15 protein-coding genes are annotated in these 18686 nt (G+C 56.0%); 11 read left to right on the top strand and 4 right to left on the bottom strand.

All coding sequences use genetic code 11. The features are described 5' to 3' along the window. Positions 1–21: 21 nt before the first annotated feature. From ABV589_RS05345 to ABV589_RS05325, 5 genes are all read left to right on the top strand, one after another. Positions 22–258, top strand: a complete 237-nt coding sequence (locus tag ABV589_RS05345; protein WP_003226528.1) for a hypothetical protein — start codon at positions 22–24, stop codon at positions 256–258. Positions 259–402: 144 nt separating this feature from the next. Further along, a complete protein-coding gene (locus ABV589_RS05340; protein WP_232966796.1) occupies positions 403–1464 on the top strand; it encodes a polysaccharide biosynthesis/export family protein in 1062 nt (353 codons plus the stop codon). 8 nt (positions 1465–1472) lie between these two features. After that, positions 1473–2138, top strand: coding sequence for a YjbF family lipoprotein (locus tag ABV589_RS05335; protein WP_247269289.1), 666 nt, complete (start codon positions 1473–1475; stop codon positions 2136–2138). Further along, positions 2135–2896, top strand: coding sequence for a capsule biosynthesis GfcC family protein (locus ABV589_RS05330; protein WP_367085175.1), 762 nt, complete (start codon positions 2135–2137; stop codon positions 2894–2896). Before ABV589_RS05335 ends, ABV589_RS05330 begins: the two co-directional genes overlap by 4 nt. Beyond that, positions 2893–4971 (top strand): YjbH domain-containing protein, encoded by a 2079-nt coding sequence (locus tag ABV589_RS05325; RefSeq protein ID WP_367085174.1) that lies wholly within the window; start codon positions 2893–2895, stop codon positions 4969–4971. The genes ABV589_RS05330 and ABV589_RS05325 overlap by 4 nt, the downstream gene beginning before the upstream one ends. A gap of 1109 nt (positions 4972–6080) precedes the next feature. Here ABV589_RS05325 and ABV589_RS05320 read toward each other — a convergent pair. The 3 genes from ABV589_RS05320 to ABV589_RS05310 form a co-directional block, all read right to left on the bottom strand. Then, the gene (locus ABV589_RS05320) at positions 6081–7475 is read right to left on the bottom strand and encodes an undecaprenyl-phosphate glucose phosphotransferase (RefSeq protein WP_367085173.1); all 1395 of its coding nucleotides are present in this window, start codon (positions 7473–7475) and stop codon (positions 6081–6083) included. Between the two features lie 390 nt (positions 7476–7865). After that, on the bottom strand, positions 7866–8510 hold the full coding sequence (locus tag ABV589_RS05315) for a helix-turn-helix domain-containing protein (protein WP_367085172.1): 645 nt from the start codon (positions 8508–8510) through the stop codon (positions 7866–7868). A gap of 279 nt (positions 8511–8789) precedes the next feature. Further along, complete coding sequence (locus tag ABV589_RS05310) at positions 8790–9530, bottom strand: winged helix-turn-helix domain-containing protein (RefSeq protein ID WP_007969589.1); 741 nt, start codon at positions 9528–9530, stop codon at positions 8790–8792. Positions 9531–10038: 508 nt separating this feature from the next. On the opposite strand from ABV589_RS05310, the gene ABV589_RS05305 reads away from it, so the two are divergent. Then, complete coding sequence (locus ABV589_RS05305; RefSeq protein ID WP_367085171.1) at positions 10039–10872, top strand: undecaprenyl-diphosphate phosphatase; 834 nt, start codon at positions 10039–10041, stop codon at positions 10870–10872. 52 nt (positions 10873–10924) lie between these two features. On the opposite strand, the gene dusA is transcribed toward ABV589_RS05305, so the two are convergent. Further along, positions 10925–11920: a tRNA dihydrouridine(20/20a) synthase DusA gene (dusA, locus tag ABV589_RS05300; protein WP_103520640.1), complete on the bottom strand. Its 996-nt coding sequence runs from the start codon at positions 11918–11920 to the stop codon at positions 10925–10927. Between the two features lie 223 nt (positions 11921–12143). Between dusA and ABV589_RS05295 the strand changes: the two genes are divergently transcribed. From ABV589_RS05295 to ABV589_RS05275, 5 genes are all read left to right on the top strand, one after another. Continuing rightward, the gene (locus ABV589_RS05295) at positions 12144–13511 is read left to right on the top strand and encodes an AAA family ATPase (protein ID WP_367085170.1); all 1368 of its coding nucleotides are present in this window, start codon (positions 12144–12146) and stop codon (positions 13509–13511) included. Continuing rightward, the gene (locus tag ABV589_RS05290) at positions 13512–14444 is read left to right on the top strand and encodes a DUF4435 domain-containing protein (protein WP_367085169.1); all 933 of its coding nucleotides are present in this window, start codon (positions 13512–13514) and stop codon (positions 14442–14444) included. 497 nt (positions 14445–14941) lie between these two features. Further along, positions 14942–15304, top strand: a complete 363-nt coding sequence (locus ABV589_RS05285; RefSeq protein ID WP_367085168.1) for a hypothetical protein — start codon at positions 14942–14944, stop codon at positions 15302–15304. Between the two features lie 445 nt (positions 15305–15749). Continuing rightward, the gene (locus ABV589_RS05280; protein WP_367085167.1) at positions 15750–17684 is read left to right on the top strand and encodes a methyl-accepting chemotaxis protein; all 1935 of its coding nucleotides are present in this window, start codon (positions 15750–15752) and stop codon (positions 17682–17684) included. Positions 17685–17892: 208 nt separating this feature from the next. Further along, positions 17893–18600, top strand: a complete 708-nt coding sequence (locus ABV589_RS05275; RefSeq protein ID WP_256578444.1) for an EAL domain-containing protein — start codon at positions 17893–17895, stop codon at positions 18598–18600. Positions 18601–18686: the final 86 nt, after the last annotated feature.

Genomic DNA, 18686 nt, shown 5'->3' with positions numbered 1-18686 from the left:
GAATGTTAGAAAGGAGTTGATATGAAAAAAGTGATGGCGATTGCCCTGTTGACGATGTTGAGCAACTGGGCGTCCGCTGCTGAAGCGCCGCTAACTGCGGTGACCAATGTATCTGGCAGTGTGGCGGCTTCTACAGCGCCTGCTGCCAGTACTGCAATGGTTGCCAGTGCAGTCGCGGCGTCCAACAGCGGCGGAAGTGCCAACGGCGGTACCACTGGCACCACCGGTACTACCGGCACCACCGGCACGCACAACTAACAGGAACATTTGTTAGTGCAGTACAGGGTCGCCCGACGCAAGTCGGGTGACTTTATTTTTAGATTCGCCCTTGAATAGCGTAGTGCCATTATGACTCGTAGTTTTTCTCTTTTGCTGTTGGCAAGTATCGCTTTGCAAGGTTGCATGTTCTCCCCCGGCCAATACCTGAGCACCGGCGACATCACGCGCCAGGGCGCCAGCGAAAGCAGTCGGGTCGAGCTGATTCCGATCACGCCCAAGCTGATCTCGATGACTCGCGCCACACAAAAGCGTGAAACGGTGCCGGCGGAACTGTTGGCAACACCGGCGGAATACCGCATTGGCAGCAACGATGTGCTGTACATCACGGTCTGGGATCACCCGGAGCTGACCGCGCCATCGGGGGCACAACAGCAGATCGACGCCAACGGTCGACTGGTGCGCTCCGATGGCACGCTGTACTACCCGTTCATCAAGGAAGTGCAGGCCGCCGGCAAGACTATTCAACAATTGCGCTCGGACATCGAAACCCGGCTGTCGGCGTTCATCGCCGAGCCGCAAGTGGATGTCGCGGTGCTGCGTTTCGCCAGTCAGAAAGTGGTGGTTTCCGGCGCCGTCGCCAAGGCCGGACCACAGCCGATTTCCACCAACCCGTTGAGCGTGGTCGAGGCCCTCGGTACTGCCGGCATCGACACCAACAACGCCGACCTGTCGGGCTTGTTGCTGACTCGCAATGGCCGGGTGTATCCGCTCAATCTCGACTCGCTGAACCAGCAGGATTCCGAGTTGCAGCACGTCTTCCTCAAGGGCGGCGATCAGCTGTATCTGCCGTACAACGACAACAAGCGCATCTACGTCATGGGCGAAGTCAATCAGCCCCGTGCGCTGAGTTTCAAGACCGCGACGATGAACCTCTCCGACGTGCTCGGTTCGGTCGGCGGCTTGAGCCAGACCACCTCCAACGGCAACGCGGTATACGTGATTCGCGGGGTGGAAAACCTCGATGTCGAGCCGGCGAAAATCTATCAACTGGAAGCTCAGTCGCCGACCTCAATGGCACTCGCTTCGCACTTTGAAGTGCGTCCCCAGGATGTGGTGTACGTCGGCCCGGCCAACGTCACGCGCTGGAACCGCTTCATCAGCCAACTGGTGCCGTCGGCATCGATTGTCGGGACCGGGGCTTCCGCTGCGAAGAACTGGAGCGAATTCAGCAACAACAGCAAATAAGGCCGACCGTGAAAACCTTGAAAGTTGGCGTCTGCCTGATGGCGGCCTTGATGTTGTGTGGCTGTAACCCGCTGATGACCGCTTCGGTACGCAACCTCAAGTCGGCGGTGATCGGCCCGGACGAGCTGGACGTGAGTGCGGCGCAGGTGGCCGAGGTCAAGTATCCGCAAGTCAAACTGACCACACCGTCCGGCTCCGGGGTGCTGGCGCTGGTGCGCGAGCGTGAAGACCTGCAGTTCTGGGTCGCCTCCGGCAAACAGGTGTTGCTGCTGCGCGATGGCCTCGCCGTGCGCACCATCGGCCTCGGTGTCGAGGGCGACCTGGACGGTACGCGGCTGGCCGACGACGCGCCATTCAAGCGCGGCCTGCATCAAGTCGCTGATGGCTTCACCAGTCAGCGCTGGATCGACCTGTACAAGGGCCAGGAAGTCGGCTTGATCGTCAACAGCCGGTTCTCCCGCCGATCCACGCAAACCCTGCAAATTCTCGACAAGGAATACACCGTGCTGCGTGTCGACGAACGTATCGACGTCCCGGCGATCGGCCTGCGCGCGACCAACCATTACTGGGTCGATCCGCTGGATGGTTTCATCCTGCAGAGCGAGCAGCAACTGACCACGCAACTGCGCGTGCGCATCGTGCAACTGACCCCTGATCGCAGGCATCTGCCGTGAAGCGCTTACGGATGTTATCGGCAGGTTTGCTGTTGCTCAGTGGCATCGGTCAGGCAGCGGTCACGGTCAGCGGCGATGTCGCCAACCCGGGGCCGGTGGAATTGCCGCCGGGCGGGCGCTTGCTCGACGTGATCAGCGTGGCCGTACCGAATGCCGAAGGTTACTGGCTGGCCGGCGAGTTGTTGCGCCAGTCGTTGCTGGAACAGCAGGCGCGGCTCAAGGCCGGGGTGTTGTTCGATCTCGATGTGTTGCAGCGCATGGCCTCGTTGTTTGACCGCCCGAGTCGCGCGGCGCTGGCGCTGCGCCTGGCCGAGCAGGTGCGGCAGATGCCGGTCACCGGGCGCCAGGTCGCGGACCTCGATCCGGTCGCGGTGGAAGTCGGTTTCGCACGCAACATTCGTCTCGACGATGGCGATCGCCTGATCTATCCGAAGCGGGTCGACGAGGTGCAAGTGCTGGGCGCGGTTGCCGAGACCTGCCATCTGCCTTATCAGCCCTTGCTGGAAGCGCGTGAGTACCTGGAAAGCTGTACGCCGCTGGACGATGCCGAGGCCGATTACCTTTGGCTGATCCAGCCCAATGGTGCGGTGCGGCGCGTGGGTATCGCGCACTGGAATCGCGAGAGCGGGCAGTTCCCGGTGGCCGGCAGCAAGATTCTGGTGCCGGTGAAAAACGATGATCTGGATCCGCCTGTTCCTGAACTGAATCAGCAGTTGGCCGAATTGATTGCCACGCAGCTGGCTGAGGTGGTTCGTTGAAGTTACGTTTTGCAGCTGTGTTGTTATTGCCGTGCGGTCTGGTGCATGCCGAGCCGCGTATTACCCAAAATGATTTCGGCGGCACCGGTCTGTTGCAGACCCCGACCGCGCGCATGGCCCCGGCCGGCGAACTGAGCGTCAACGCCAACCGCACCGAGCCTTACAGCCGCTACAGCGTGTCGTTGCAGCCACTGGATTGGCTCGAAGGTTCGTTCCGCTACACCGCGATCACCAACCGGCCATACGGCTCCGAGGCGCTGAGTGGCAGCCAGAGCTACAAGGACAAGGCGGTCGACGCCAAAGTCCGGCTGTGGCAGGAAAGCCACTGGGCGCCGGAAGTCGCGCTGGGCTTTCGAGACATCGGTGGTACGGGCTTGTTCTCCAGTGAATTTTTCGTCGCCAACAAACGCTTCGACAATTTCGATTTCAGCGCCGGTATTGCCTGGGGTTATCTGGGTAATCGCGGTGATCTCGACAACCCGCTGGGCTACGTCAGTGATCGCTTCGACACCCGACCGGCCCTTGAGGGTACCGGTGACGTCAACTCCGGCTCGTACTTTCGCGGCCGACCGTCGTTCTTCGGTGGTGTGAGCTATCAGACGCCGTGGGATCGACTCAGCCTGAAACTCGAATACGAAGGCAACGACTACAAGCACGAGCCGAAGGACAACGTGATCAAGCAAGACTCGCCGATCAACTTCGGCGCGGTGTTCAAGGTGGCCGATTCGGTGGACGTCAGCGCGGCGTGGGAGCGGGGCAACACGGCGATGTTCGGCATCACCTTCCACACCAATTTTGTCAGCCGCAAGGCACCGGCCAAGACCTACGACCCGACGCCGGAACCGCTGCCGGCGAAGATGCCGACCACGCCGATGGAACAGGTCAACTGGGCCGACGTGTCGCAACGCCTGCAGCAGAATGCCGGGTACAAGGTCGAGCGCATCAGTCAGCGTGATTCCGAGCTGATCGTCTACGGCGAGCAGCAGCGTTACTTCCATTCGTCCAAGGCTGTCGGCCGCGCGAGCCGGATCCTCGACAACAGCGTGAACGACGACATCAACTGGTTCACCGTGGTCAACAAGCGCTACGACCTGCCGCTGGAGGAGACCAGCGTGCCGCGTCAGACCTTCCGCGAAGTGATCAACAACGAGGAGCCGCTGGAGTCGTTGCACCGCACCACCGAGATCAACCCGGCGATGCCGCACAACGAGAAAACCCTCTACAGCGAAGCGCCGCAGCACTTCAATTACGGCGTCGGCCTCGGCTTCAAGCAGAACGTTGGCGGCCCGGATGGTTTGCTCTATCAGTTCAGTGCCGACGCGGATGCCGAGTACCGCTTCAACCGCAACACCTGGTGGAACGGCCTGCTCAGTGCCAACCTGGTGAACAACTTCGACAAGTTCACCTACGATGCACCGAGCGGCCTGCCGCGGGTGCGCACCGATTTGCGTCAGTACCTGACCACCTCGGAAGTGACCATGCCGTTGTTCCAGGTCAGCCACGCCGAGCAGTTGGACAAGGACCTGTATGGCATGGTCTACGGCGGCTATCTGGAGTCGATGTTTGCCGGCGTCGGCGGTGAGGTGCTGTTCCGTCCGACCGGTGAGCGCTGGTCGGTGGGGGCGGATCTGAACTACGTGCGTCAGCGCGAGTTCGACCAGGGTTTCGGTTTGCGCGATTACTCGATCTGGACCGGGCATATCACCGGCTACACCGATTTGCCGTATGACACGTTGGCGGCGGTCAGTGTTGGTCGTTATCTGGCCGGCGACTGGGGCGGCACACTCGACATCTCCCGCGAGTTCTTCAATGGCGTGCGTTTCGGCGCCTGGGCCACGATCACTACCGCCGGCAGCGCCGAGTACGGGGAGGGTAGTTTTGACAAAGGCATCTACCTGTCGATCCCGTTCGACGAAATGATGAGCATGTCGACCATGCGCCGCGCCAACCTGGTCTGGGCCCCGCTGACCCGTGATGGCGGCGCCAGGCTCAATCGCAGCTTCCAGCTGCACTCGATGACCGATAGCCGCGAGGGTGACATGTTCTATCGCAACTTCTCGAAGATTACCGAGTAAACCCCGAGCCACCCCACATCCCTCTCCCTGTAGGAGTGAGCCTGCTCGCGATAGCGTCAGCCCAGTTGACATCCATGTCGCCAGACCCACCGCAATCGCGAGCAGGCTCACTCCTACAATGGCCCTGCGGTGAGGCCACACATCCCGACCCAAACCCCATCCCTGTGGGAGCGAGCTTGCTCGCGAAGGCGTCGGCACATTCAACATCTGCGCTGCCTGACCCACCGCTTTCGCGGGCAAGCCACACTCTCACAGTGGTTCGAGGGTGAAGCAAATATCTTGATCCACACCCCAATCCCTGTGGGAGCGAGCTTGCTCGCGAAGGCGTCGGCACATTCAACATCTGCGCTGCCTGACCCACCGCTTTCGCGGGCAAGCCACACTCTCACAGTGGTTCGAGGGTGAAGCAAATATCTTGATCCACACCCCATCCCTGTGGGAGCGAGCTTGCTCGCGAAGGCGTCGGCCCATTCAACATCTGTGCTGCCTGACCCACCGCTTTCGCGGGCAAGCCACACTCTCACAGTGGTTCGAGGGTGAAGCAAATATCTTGATCCACACCTCAATCCCTGTGGGAGCGAGCTTGCTCGCGAAGGCGTCGGCACATTCAACATCTGCGCTGCCTGACCCACCGCTTTCGCGGGCAAGCCACGCTCCCACAGTGGTTCGAGGGTGAAGCAAATATCTTGATCCACACCCCAATCCCTGTGGGAGCGAGCTTGCTCGCGAAGGCGTCGGCCCATTCAACATCTGCGCTGCCTGACCCACCGCTTTCGCGAGCAAGCCACGCTCCCACAGTGGTTCGAGGGTGAAGCAAATATCTTGATCCACACCTCAATCCCTGTGGGAGCGAGCTTGCTCGCGAAGGCGTCGGCCCATTCAACATCTGTGCTGCCTGACCCACCGCTATCGCTTGCAGGCAAGCTCCCACAATGATTTTGTGGTGTGCCCGATTTGAGTGAACGCCGCCGGACCCTGTGGGAGCGGGATTGCCCGCGAAGGCGGCGGCACTGCCACCCTCGCAACAGCCTGACCCTCTGCCCAAATCCCGCCCACAAAAAAGGGGACTTTCGTCCCCTTGCGGTATCGCCTGGCTTGTCACCTGCCCATCAATAAATATCTTTCGACAACAACGTAAACGGCGTCTTCACCAGGATCTTCAGATCCAGCCACAACGACCAGTTGTTGATGTAATGCAGGTCCATCTCCACCCGCCGCTGCATCTTGTCGATGGTGTCGGTCTCGCCACGGCAGCCGCTGATTTGCGCCAGCCCGGTGATCCCCGGTTTGATTCGGTGGCGAGCCATGTACGCGAGGATTTTCCCCGAGTAGTAGTGGTTGTGCGCCACCGCGTGTGGGCGCGGACCGACCAGGGCCATCTGCCCCTGCAGCACGTTGAACAATTGCGGCAATTCATCCAGCGAGGTGCGACGGATGAAGCGCCCGACCGCGGTAATACGCGAATCATTACGGCTGGCCTGAATCACTTCACGATCATCGTGCACACGCATCGAGCGGAATTTCCAGACCTGAATCACCTTGCCGTTCCAGCCGTGGCGATCCTGCTTGAAGAACACCGGGCCCGGCGAGTTGATCTTCACCGCCAATGCAATGAACAGCAGCACCGGACTCAACAGGATGATCGCCAGCAGCGCCACGCCTTTTTCCACCAGACTCTTGCTCAGCGCAGCGGTAGGGCGGCTGGTCAGCGGACTTTCGTTGAGGCAGATCGCCGGCAAACCGTCCACCACCTTCACCGAATGGTTGAGCAGGGTCAGACTGTTCAAGTCCGGCACCCAGACCACATCGACGTTGGCGCCGAGCAAATCGACGTACATCGCTTCGATTTTCGCAGCCTCGGCCAGCGGCAGGGTGATGTACAAACGGCGGATGTCATGGTCCTTGATCAGCTCCAGCAAATCTTCCTGATCACCGACCACACGCGGTGCATCCGCATTCAGTTGTGGTGTCGCGCCGTTGCTGACCAAACCTACCAGCGGCAGGTTTTCCACCTGGCTGATCTTCTTCGCCAGACCCAGAGCCAGCTCGCCAGTGCCGACGATCAGGGTCTTCTGCGCGCTGGTGCGGGAACGCTGGTAATACTTGGAAAAGGCATGCAGCGGCGCGTACATCAATGCCTGGCCGAGGAAGCCGTAGACCGCCCAGCTCAGCGTCACCTCGCGGGAGAACACCTCGTCGGCCTTGCACACGAACGCGATGCCGGCCAGCGCGACCATGGTCATCGACCAGCCCATGAACAGACGTCCCAGCCCTGTCAGGTAATTGTCCTGCTTGCGATATACGCCGCTGAACGTATACGCCGGCACCGAGGCCAATACCGCCAGTGTCGCGCACATGCGGTAATAGAACTCGACGGTGCCTGTGTGCCGTTCAGCCAGTATGAATAACAACGCAACAATGAAAGCCTGCGCCAATGCCCATTGGCCCCAGAAGGTAAGTCCCTTGAGGCCGTTATTTCGATTGATCCGTAGAGAAAGTTCCATGAGATATCCCCAGAAATACGTCCATTCAGGTTTCGACAGTTGAAGTCCGAGTTGCTAGATAGGCTTGTTGTTGTTATTGGACGAGTGTCCTGAGGTAACAACGTCGATAGGCCGAACTGTCGTCAATCAATAGACTAAGTTATTGCCGGAGAGGGTGTCTGACGAGTTCTAACAAGATGGCACAGTGCCAACTTTTTAATAATCAAATACAAGGGTGTTAGAAAAGGTCGCAGAGCAGGGGGTGAATAAATTATGTTGTGTTTGTTACTGTAGGAGGGGTGGAGGCAGGGAGCTTGAATTTACCAGGAGAGGTGAAACCAAACAGAGTGCTCTTGTTGTTTTTGTAATCGCACTGTATCTGTTTGTCTTGTTCGCGGATATCGGCGGTATTTACGCAACGATATCCTGAATGAGGCAATAACCGCGGTTTCTTACGGCACGGAATAATCGCTCACCATTACTCGCGTTTTTGAACTTGTCCTGCAGGCGACTCAGGCACATTTCCAGGCCACGATATTGCTCCGGCTCGCGGCCGATGCTGAGGATCAGGTCATCTCGACTGACCACGCGTTCTTCGTGATGGAGCATTTTGCGCACCAGCGCGGTTTCCAGTCCGGTAAGGCTGATCTCGACGCCTTCCTTGACCAGTGCGCCTTGATCGTTGTCCAGATGCCAGGTTTCGTTGCAAGTGGCGGCGTCTTCGATGGCGGCAGTGCGGTTGTCGCTCTCTGCACTTTGAAACGGATTGGCCGATTGTGCTGCGAGCCATTCCGATTCGAGGGTGGCCAATATGCGCTGGGTGTCGTGTTCAATCGTGCGGGCAACGTTTTTCCGGGTGCCCCTTGGGTAAGTGAACTCCATCAGCATGGGAGCGGAAGAGGGCGAAGTAGCACCTTCAATAAACATTTGTGCCTGAGACGTGCCAAACGAATTGAAGCGCTCGCTGGACAGAATGCTCTCAAGTTCACGCTGCGACGTTGTACTGTTGGTCACGACGACAAAATATTTTCTTGGGAGGGTTGTACTAGTTTCCATGTCTCTCTCCTAAAATGTGCACCAAAATGGGCGAAAAGGTAAATCGGCAGGCGAGCAATGACTTCCTCGGAAGTAATCGACAGGCAGGGTCTGGGCCCAAAATGGCCCTCGATAAGTTCCACTCGTTCTGCTGCTATGTTGTTAAGTTTATTGTTATGGTTCGGTGTAGCCGCGCTCATTCAATGGCTTGATTATTAGTAGATTTGAAGTACAACTTGAGCTGTATGGTTGCATATGACGATCCTTCGTGATTATGCAAAGAGAATGGCTGCCCGAGAGTCAGGCAGTCGATATCAGACCCCGCATCAGGCGATAGCCGTAGCCGCGGATGCTCTGAATCGCGTTGGTACCATACATGTCCTTGATTTTTCCACGCAAGCGGCTGATGGATTTTTCCAGCGCCCTCGGGTCGTAGAAATTGGTATTGAGCCCCATGATGCCGGCGATTTCATCATGGCTGAGAATGTGATTGCTGGTCTGCGCAAAGGCTTCCAGAATCTTCATTTCGGCGAACGAGATGTCGAGTTTCTGGTGGGGGCCGCCCTGCAGGCAGATGCGCGTCGGGTCGAGCGTCAGATTGATATCCCGCTGCCATTCTTCGCTATTGAAGAACTCACCGAGCAACTCGTCGCCCTCGTCGGAAAGGGTATTGAGCTTGATACAGAAGTCGGCACCGGCCAGGAAGTACTTGATCTTGTTGAAGGCGCCGCGACCGGTAATGACCGCGCAAATGATCGGCTTCAAGTTTTCGTTACGCAGGTTCTCGATCAACGCAAGATTGTCTTCCAGCGCTTGCGGACTGTCGATAACGATGAAGATGGCTCGATACGAACCAGAAAGTTCATTGTTATAGGAACTAGTGTACGAACCGGCCTCGAGTGCCATATCAGTGCGTACGTGCTTTGCGATCAGCGCCCTGAAATGTTCAGCCACGCCACGGGTACGACCCAGAGTAAGAACACCGGGTACGTCGTTTGTCGGGCGCGGACTTCTAGTCGCCAAGTTCCCTGAGAGCATCATGCTTTGACTCGAATTAGGTGCTGACATCGGGATGTTAAAGCACCGGTTCTCATCTGTGACTGACAATTGGTAACATTCACGCGATTTTTAGACGTGGCTCCCGAGTTTTCTAACAATAATTAAGCATTTCAAGCTTTTAGTTGATTTTCTCGAGAGCGTGAACTAGTCGTTAGATGGTGGCAATGTGGAATTGTGCCACTATTTTGAATCTATGGCGATGGCTTTATTCATGTCCAATTGCCACTGTCCACGATCGCGGGATAGTGTGAGCTTGATCACACTTTATTGGCTGGTCGAACTTTTTCCTATCTAAATGCCTAAATATTTTCCGAGTGGTTCGTAGGCGGACGATTATTAACATGGCTTGAGTGTGTCTTTTGATAAGACATATTCTCCGTCGCCTGATCAGGCAATGGGTGTCGCGTTATACCGATTGTTTAACTTCAGTTACTCAATTCCTGAATGCAGTTGACCGGTCGCTCATCAAGAGCGCTCTGACGGAGGATTAATGGATTTCTGGACCTTTATCCAGGTGTTGATATTGGGCGCGGTAGAGGGCCTGACCGAGTTCTTGCCGATCTCCAGTACCGGCCACCAGATCATCGTCGCCGACCTGCTGCACTTCGGCGGCGAACGCGCGATGGCGTTCAACATCATTATTCAGCTGGGCGCGATCCTGGCCGTGGTCTGGGAGTTTCGCCCGAAGATCTTCGACATCGTCAAAGGCCTGCCCACCCAGCGCAATGCGCAACGTTTCACCCTCAACCTGCTGATCGCGTTCCTTCCGGCGGTGATCCTCGGCGTACTGTTCGCTGACAAAATCCACCAATACCTGTTTAACCCGATCACTGTGGCCATGGCCTTGGTGGTGGGGGGCATCGTCATGTTGTGGGCCGAACAGCGCAACCATGTGGTGAGCGTCGATCACGTCGACGACATGCGCTGGTCAGACGCGTTGAAGATCGGTTTCGTGCAATGCCTGGCAATGATTCCCGGCACGTCGCGCTCGGGCTCGACCATCATCGGCGGTTTATTGTTCGGCTTGTCCCGGAAAGCCGCCACAGAGTTCTCGTTTTTCCTCGCCATGCCGACCATGGTCGGCGCTGCGGTTTACTCCGGCTACAAATACCGCGACCTGTTCCAGGCCAGCGACCTGCCAGTGTTCGCCCTCGGTTTCGTCATCGCCTTCATCTTCGCCATGATCGCCGTACGCGGCCTGCTCAAATTCATCGCCAACCACAGTTACGCCGCGTTCGCCTGGTATCGGATCGCGTTTGGCTTGTTGATTCTGGCGACATGGGTGTTTGGCTGGGTGAACTGGACGGAAGCGGCGGCGGGGTGATGCGCACGCCAGGCGGATCAACCCGCCTGGCACGTTTTACGGAGGGAGGGCATCAACGCCCTTGCAGCAACTCGCCAGCCTGATCCAGCAACGCCAGCGGATCCTTGGCCTTGTGAATATCCACCGACAACAACTGGCGGAATTTACGCGCCCCCGGGAACCCGGTACCCAGCCCCAGCACATGCCGGGTGATGTGGTGCATCGCACCGCCCGCCTGCAAATGCTCGGCAATATAAGGCCGCAACTGCGCCAGCGCCTCGGCACGGCTGATCACCGGCGCGCTGCTGCCGAACAACTGCTGATCGACCTCTGCCAGCAAATACGGATTGTGATAAGCCTCACGCCCGAGCATCACACCGTCAAAGGTCTGCAAATGCTCATGGCAGGCCTCCATCGTCTTGATCCCGCCGTTCAACACAATCTCCAGCTCCGGAAAATCCGCCTTCAACTGAGCCGCCACGTCGTAGCGCAACGGCGGAATGTCACGATTCTCCTTCGGCGACAAGCCCTCCAGAATCGCAATCCGCGCATGCACGGTAAAACTGGTACACCCGGCATCCCGCACCGTCCCGACGAAATCACACAACTCGGCGTAACTGTCCCGCCCATTGATCCCGATCCGATGCTTCACCGTCACCGGAATCGACACCGCATCGCGCATCGCCTTCACACAATCCGCCACCAACTGCGGATGCCCCATCAGGCACGCACCGATCATATTGTTCTGCACCCGATCACTCGGGCAGCCCACATTCAGATTCACCTCGTCGTAACCATGCTCCTGGGCCATGCGCGCGCAAGCGGCCAGATCCAGCGGAACACTACCGCCCAATTGCAGCGCCAGCGGGTGCTCGGCTTCGTTGTGACGGAGGAAACGTTCGTGATCGCCGTTGAGCAACGCACCGGTGGTGACCATTTCGGTGTAGAGCAGGGCGTTCTTCGACAGGAGGCGTAGGAAGAAACGGCAATGGCGGTCGGTCCAGTCCATCATCGGGGCGACGGAGAAGCGGCGGGAGAGTGGGGCGGGTGTGGCGGAGATAGGGGACATTGGCGGTTCTGGATTGGGTGGGGCTGGGAGGTGGGGGAGTTTATCAGGATTAAATGTCTGGTTGGCGTGAGGGGTGCATCGCAGCGTATTCGGATCCTGAAACCAGGCGGATTGAGGGGGGACGGACAACTGAATCATTTTCGATGGCTGGGAGAACCAATTTTCTAGACATGTTGATGGCATATTGATAGCTTTGTGTTTCAAATCTCTTCAGAGAAAAGCCATGGATCCGGTGTGCATAAAGAGTGTCTTACTAGAAGGCATACATCAGCGTTACAATTTAAATATAAACTTCCATGAGACTCTTAATGTGTTGCATGGCCAGAATGGTACTGGCAAATCAACATTGATTCATATTCTAGCGAATATTGCAAATCACGACTTTCTAAGGTTTATATATTTGGACTTTGAGTTGATCCGAGTAACATATTCTGATGGGAATTTTGTTCAGATAATTCAAGGTAACGATGAAGGAGCGTTTTACAGTGTGACCTCTCGCTCTCCTTTTGAGTTCAAATTTACAAAAGTAGAAGCGTTGGAAACGCTTAATAATCTAGAGGATGATAGGCTTCGGCGGGATTTTGTCTCTGATGTAATGATGAGGCAGAAGCACTTTATTGAAGTGAATGAACTCCCAAAAATTAAGTCCTCGTATTTCCCTGCTTTTCGCACAATGCTCGAAGCTTGGTCCTCTCAGGAAGAAGAGCAAAGGAGAGTCTATGGTCGACCAAGTGGCGGCAGGGTTACATCTTTTGCGCGAAATCTATTTGGCCGTTTTTTACCAGCGATTAACTATCCTTCTCCATTAGATATCGAACACAATCTTCGTGAAGAAATTCGCGATGCTCAGTTGAAGATTGGTCGATATGAAAGCTCAATCTTTTCTCAATCATTTGTTCGGGTTTTTTCCGCGATTTTGAGTGGCGCAGAGGGCGATGCGGGAGTGGCTGAGAGTTTGCTCGAGGAAATTTCTGAGCTCACTAATGCTAGTGCAATTAGTGTAATGAACGACTTTCAAGGTCCGTCTTATGCTTATGCTGAATTACAACGTTTAATCGGTAGCAGCAGAGAGTCCCAAAAATTAGCCAGTTCTGCGGCAGGCGCGCTCACTGTTTATCGCGATGCTCTGTTGGAGCGGCAACAATTTCAGTCAGATATCTTTGCAAAAATAAATAAATATTTTGATGCGGTTAATGCTTTTTTAGATCAAAAGGAATTAAAGTACGAGCCTGATTCTCATCGGCGCATACCTAAAGTTGGGCTTAAATTTCCTGATGGTACATGGAGTAGCGTTAAGGTAATGTCTTCAGGCGAAAGACAGTTACTTACTATGTTGTACGCTGTAACTAAGATGAGTTCTGACTCTCTAGTGCTGATTGATGAGCCTGAGCTTTCTCTTCATATTGATTGGCAAGAGGAATTGCTTAGCAAAATGATGGGGCAACTCGGCGCGCGTCAAATTATTGTCTGTACGCACTCTCCGTCAATAGCCGCCGATTACGGTCAGTTCATGATTGAAGTTGAACCGATCTACACTGAAAGACTTGGACCTAGGGCTGTTGTTGGCGATGAAGATGAGGAGTTGATTTGAATGGAGCTCAAATACAATATTCCAAAATATGTCGCAATGTCGAGGATGAGTAGTAAAATCCGCATACTTGTTGAAGGGAAAGATGACCGGGGGCATGTGCAAAATTTACTTCATCAACTATACCCTAAGGTAAGGTTGAAGGTTGATTCTGCTATTGAAATTATCGGTGATTGTGCAATTACAAAAAATAATAATCGCGCTAAGATAGAAAAAGTACATAGCCATTGCAAACATAGTCCTCATCATCGCAAGCTGTTTTTCTTGTGCGATAGAGAATTTAGGAATTTTGATTTTGGCTCGATTGTTGTTGATAAAATAAATAGCCATGAGTCAGACGGAAATCTTTCTTGGACATTGGGTCACTCAATAGAGAACTATTTTTTGAGCTCTTCAATGTTAGGGGAGGGATTTCGATATTTATCTACGTCTGGATATAAAACGCTTGCGGTCGCGTTATTTTGCGAAGTGCTGCCTGATGCAATCAAGAAGATAGCGGCTCTTACTTTGGCTGCGAAAGAGTTAAGTTGCGCAAATTACCCCGCAAGTCAGGTGTTTTGGCAAGATATTAATTTTATTGATTCGGCTATTAGTTTTAATAGAAAGGCGAAGCTTGATAAGTTTTGTTTAAGGTTCTGGGATGCGTTTGATGAGTTTCTAAGTGTTGCTGAGATGTCTGGGGATGAAGTTTGCAGTCGGCTTTGCAGAGGACATACGGCTGTTTTGATTTTACAAAGACTTTTTGCGGCCTGTTTGTATAAGGTGGGCGCCTCTTCGGACGACGATGTTGCGCGTTATGATGCAAATCTATTTAATAATGTCGGTGAGGTTAATATTTCCTCGGCGTTGTCGGAAGCTTGGATACGCCAAGTAAGTAATGGTGCTGCCGATTATCCGCTTCCACTAGTTCAGTCAATTCATGCATTGTCAGCATGAGAGATAGGGGTCGCCTGACCCCTTTTGATTAATTGAGCTGTTCTTTGATGATTGGGAATAATTTATCTGTGCTTTTTCTATGTGCATAGAGTTATAAGTTTCTTGTGCATGTATGACTTAGAGGTGAAGCTGTTTTCTCGTTTTGGTTTGAATGGGAAATCATGTTTGAGCGGTCTTTGCAGTATTATCCAAAAGCTACACCACCTAGTAGTAGCTGCTCCCTACGCCTTAAAAAATTCCGTCGGTTTTTGCGTTTTGCTCGTGGGCTTTATCGTCCCTAAATCTCTGCAGGCTAATGATCGAGTTGGGTAGCCTGCTTCCTTTCTGAACTCACGGCGTCATCGTCTGCAGTCCTTTCTCATGACTCAGATTTCATGGTGGTCATGCGTGGGGCTCATTCGTGGGCGACCGGTCTACCAACCCGCGTATGGCCGCCACCTATCGTTTGGTTGCGAGGGTGATGGCTCCTTTTAGTATTCGCGCTAGAGGTTCCATCTATGTTCAAAGTAACGCCCAACCCACCCGAATCCAACCCCGCATCCCCCTACGAATCCCTCGATTCCCGCAAACTCCACGAAGCCGCCGAGCGCGCCCTCGATCACTACCTCACCCCGGCCAGCCAGATCATGGCCAGTGGTGATCAATGCAGACCGATGTTTCTCGCCAACCCGGCCTACGACACCGAATCCTTGCTCGCCAACGCCAGTGAATCCCTGGGTTCCGCCACGACCATGCTCAACGATTTCGCCGCATTGCTGGATGTCTCCCACCGCAAGACGCTGCTGGGCATCGCGCAGGTGGTGATGTTGGGGGAGTTGGCGGTGAATCAGGCGTTGGATAACGTCGAGCTCAAGGCGTAGATCGCTGCCCTCCGTGGCGAGCGGCAAGGTCGTGGTCGCGGAGGGCGTTCTGTCGATGCGCAAAACAACCGTCCAAAATAGCGGTTTTCAGACTGTTTCCGCAGCAATATCGATGTGCCACAAAAAATGATGGCAATGCGTCATCATGCGTTCAAAAAAGTTCAACGATTATACAAAAATATAAAGTTGTACAACTTTTCCCAAAATTTATAGCATCCGTTCCAACACCTTTGCTGAAACGATAAATCCAGCGTCAGTCCTGGATTTGTCCGCTGGTGCGTGGGCCGTTGGTACGGCTTTTCGCGTCAGGTTGTTGCAGCCGGGTCAGTGGAAGCGGCCCGTATTTCGCCCAGGACGACGACCCCGAATGAGTGGTAACTCCGGTTATCAGAGATCTACTTTTTGTGCCTGACGCTGAATCGCGTCAGGGCGTTAGAGGCTGAACATGGCAGAAGCATCGAATTTCCTGGGCAACATCAAGGTTTCCCGAAAGTTGGGGGCCGGGTTTGGCGTTCTTTTGCTGGCGGTGGGGGCGGTGGCCTTCATTGGCTATAGCAGCAGTAATGTGCTGGTGGATCGCCTGAACACCACGCGCCTGATCGGCACGCTCAACAATGCGACGCAGGACATGCGTCTGTCGGAGAAGCAGTATGAAGCGGCGGCGGATGTCGCTTATGCCGAGGCTTATCAGTCGCAGCTGACGGTGTTGCAGGGGCTGATCGCCAAGGCGTTGCAGACCCTGACGCGGGCGGAAAACCAGCAGGCCTTGAAGCAGTTGCAGGACACCACGCTGGCTTACGATCAGCAGGTCAAGCGTTTGGTCGAGGCGGATAAGGCGACCAGCGCTGCGCTGAAACCGTTGGGGGCGATGTCGGACAAGTACGCTGAAACCTTCAACGGGATGTTCGAGAGCACCACGGCCAGTGCGTTGGCGTCTGCCGACAGCGCGCGGGTGGCGGACTTGCGCACGGTGGCGGATCTGCGCAATGGCATGACGATGTTTCGTCTGATGTTGCGGCGTTATATCGCGGTGCCGAGCGAGGCCAACAAGCAGGTGCTGCTGGATACCACCGATGCGTTTCTGGCCGACATGAGCAAGGCGCGCAGCGGTTTGCCGGCGGCCCTGTCGAGTCAGCTTGAAGAGGCGCAGGCCGGGATGCGCCGTTATCGCGAGGTGCTGGTGCAGGTCGCCGCGCTGTTCGAGCAGAAGCAGAGCCTGCGTCAGCAGGTGGATCAGCAGAGCCAGGCGATGGACAGCATCATGACTGGCCTGATGGACACTCAGCAGCGTCTGGCGCGGGACGATCAACAGCGTGCTTTTATACAGATTGCGGTGCTGACCGTGCTGGCGCTGGTGGTCGGTCTGTTGGCTGCGGTGCTGATCTCGCGGCAGATCACCGGGCCGCTGGCGCTGACGGTGGAGCTGGCGCGACGGATTGCCAAGGGCGATCTGACCGTGCAAGCCAAATCCAGCCGCAAGGATGAGTTGGGCGATCTGCAAAACGCGATGCAGGACATGGCGCAAAGTCTCAACACGTTGGTGCAGGGGATTGGTAACGGCGTGACACATATTTCGACATCGGCCGAGAAGCTCTCGGCGATGAGCGAGCAGACCAGCGCCGGTGTGCGTCAGCAGAAAGTCGAGGTGGACCAGGTCGCTACGGCGATGCACGAAATGGCCTCGACGGTGCAGGAGGTGGCGCGCAACACCACCGACGCATCCGCCGCCGCGACACTGGCCGATCAGCAGGCACGACACGGCAGTGCGGTGGTCAAGCAGGCGACCGTGCAGATCAGCGAACTGTCGGTGGCGATCGAAGACCTGGGTGCGGCGATGAACGTGCTGTCCCAGGACAGTGAGCAGATCGGCAAGGTCATCGATGTGATCAAGGCTGTCGCCGAGCAGACCAACTTGCTGGCGCTGAACGCAGCGATTGAAGCGGCGCGGGCGGGGGAGCAGGGCCGTGGTTTCGCGGTGGTTGCCGATGAAGTGCGGTCGCTGGCACAGCGCACCCAGGATTCAACCAAGGAAATCGAAGCGCTGATTGTCACCTTGCAGCAGGGCACGCAAGCGGCATCTACGCTGATGACATCCAGCCGCGAGCGCACGCTGGACACCGTGGTGCTGGCGCAGAAAGCCGAGCAGGCGATCACCGAGATCAACCATTCGATCGGCACGATCCAGCAAATGAGCCTGCAGATTTCCGCCGCCGCCGAGCAGCAAAGTGCGGTGGCCGATGAGATCAATCGCAGCATCGTCAGTGTGCGCGATGTGGCCGATCAGTCGGCCGTCGCCAGCGAAGAAAGCGCTGCCGCGACCATTGAACTCGCATCGCTGGGGCAGGACCTGCAACGCATGACGGCGCATTTCCGCACCTGATGGCATTTCGCAATGAACTTGGCCGGAATTGACCGGTCAGCCTGTATAAGCGGGGGCCGCCAAGCGGCGCCACCCGGTCCGTGCAGTGATTTTTTTCTGGGCCATGGATGGTTGCAACCCGCTCTCAGGGGGCGTCATGACCAATACACCAATTTTCCCCCAGCCCAGCGGGGGGTGCCAAGGATGCCGGCAAAAAGGCGAGGCCGATATGGCGTTCTCCTTCGCTTTCCAGCCGATTGTCGATGTGCGTGATCAATCGACCTTCGCCCACGAGGCGCTGGTCCGGGGCGTGCAGGGCGAAGGTGCACTGTCGGTTCTGCAGCAGGTCGATGACCAGAACCGCTATCGCTTCGATCAACTGTGCCGCGTGCGGGCGATCTCCACGGCCGCGCAGTTGGGGCTCACCGGGTTTCTTTCGATCAACTTCCTGCCGAACGCCGTTTATCGCCCGGACCTGTGCATTCGCAGCACGCTGGAGGCGGCGCGCGCGCATGCTTTCCCGCTCGATCGGTTGATCTTCGAAGCGGTCGAGGGCGAGCACGTTGAAAGCAATAAGCACTTGATGAACATCCTGCGCGAGTATCGCGAGTTTGGTTTCAAGACGGCCATTGATGACTTCGGCGCGGGGTATTCCGGGTTGAATCTGCTGGCGGACTTTCAGCCGGATCTGATCAAACTGGACATGGCGCTGATCCGCGATATCCACCGCGACCGTGTGCGTCAGGCGATTGTGCGGGGCGTGGTGGGCATGTGTACCGAACTGGGGATCGAGGTGATTGCCGAGGGCATTGAGCACCCCGAGGAGCGGGATTTTCTCGCCGATTGCGGGATTTATCTGATGCAGGGTTTCTGGTTTGCCAAACCGGCGTTTGAGGCGATGGCGCAGATTCCGCTGGAGGCGTGGCAGCCGATTTGAGGCGAACCTGAACCCGTGCTGTCGATCGGCAAAATTTCATCTTCCCGAGTGCAGCGAAGGCCTAGGATGCTTGCACAAGATCATCC

Source organism: Pseudomonas sp. HOU2 (assembly GCF_040729435.1).
In the GTDB taxonomy this organism is placed as follows: domain Bacteria; phylum Pseudomonadota; class Gammaproteobacteria; order Pseudomonadales; family Pseudomonadaceae; genus Aquipseudomonas.
Note: the sequence above shows the minus strand (reverse complement) of the source record. Positions and strands in the feature narration are given on the sequence as shown.

Bases quoted from the DNA above. Each gene is read 5' to 3' on its own strand.
- ABV589_RS05345 (WP_003226528.1), top strand. From the start codon at position 22: ATGAAAAAAGTGATGGCGATTGCCCTGTTGACGATGTTGAGCAACTGG.
- ABV589_RS05340 (WP_232966796.1), top strand. From the start codon at position 403: ATGTTCTCCCCCGGCCAATACCTGAGCACCGGCGACATCACGCGCCAG.
- ABV589_RS05320 (WP_367085173.1), bottom strand. From the start codon at position 7,475: ATGGAACTTTCTCTACGGATCAATCGAAATAACGGCCTCAAGGGACTT.
- ABV589_RS05315 (WP_367085172.1), bottom strand. From the start codon at position 8,510: ATGGAAACTAGTACAACCCTCCCAAGAAAATATTTTGTCGTCGTGACC.
- ABV589_RS05310 (WP_007969589.1), bottom strand. From the start codon at position 9,530: ATGATGCTCTCAGGGAACTTGGCGACTAGAAGTCCGCGCCCGACAAAC.
- ABV589_RS05305 (WP_367085171.1), top strand. From the start codon at position 10,039: ATGGATTTCTGGACCTTTATCCAGGTGTTGATATTGGGCGCGGTAGAG.
- dusA (WP_103520640.1), bottom strand. From the start codon at position 11,920: ATGTCCCCTATCTCCGCCACACCCGCCCCACTCTCCCGCCGCTTCTCC.
- ABV589_RS05295 (WP_367085170.1), top strand. From the start codon at position 12,144: ATGGATCCGGTGTGCATAAAGAGTGTCTTACTAGAAGGCATACATCAG.
- ABV589_RS05290 (WP_367085169.1), top strand. From the start codon at position 13,512: ATGGAGCTCAAATACAATATTCCAAAATATGTCGCAATGTCGAGGATG.
- ABV589_RS05285 (WP_367085168.1), top strand. From the start codon at position 14,942: ATGTTCAAAGTAACGCCCAACCCACCCGAATCCAACCCCGCATCCCCC.
- ABV589_RS05280 (WP_367085167.1), top strand. From the start codon at position 15,750: ATGGCAGAAGCATCGAATTTCCTGGGCAACATCAAGGTTTCCCGAAAG.
- ABV589_RS05275 (WP_256578444.1), top strand. From the start codon at position 17,893: ATGGCGTTCTCCTTCGCTTTCCAGCCGATTGTCGATGTGCGTGATCAA.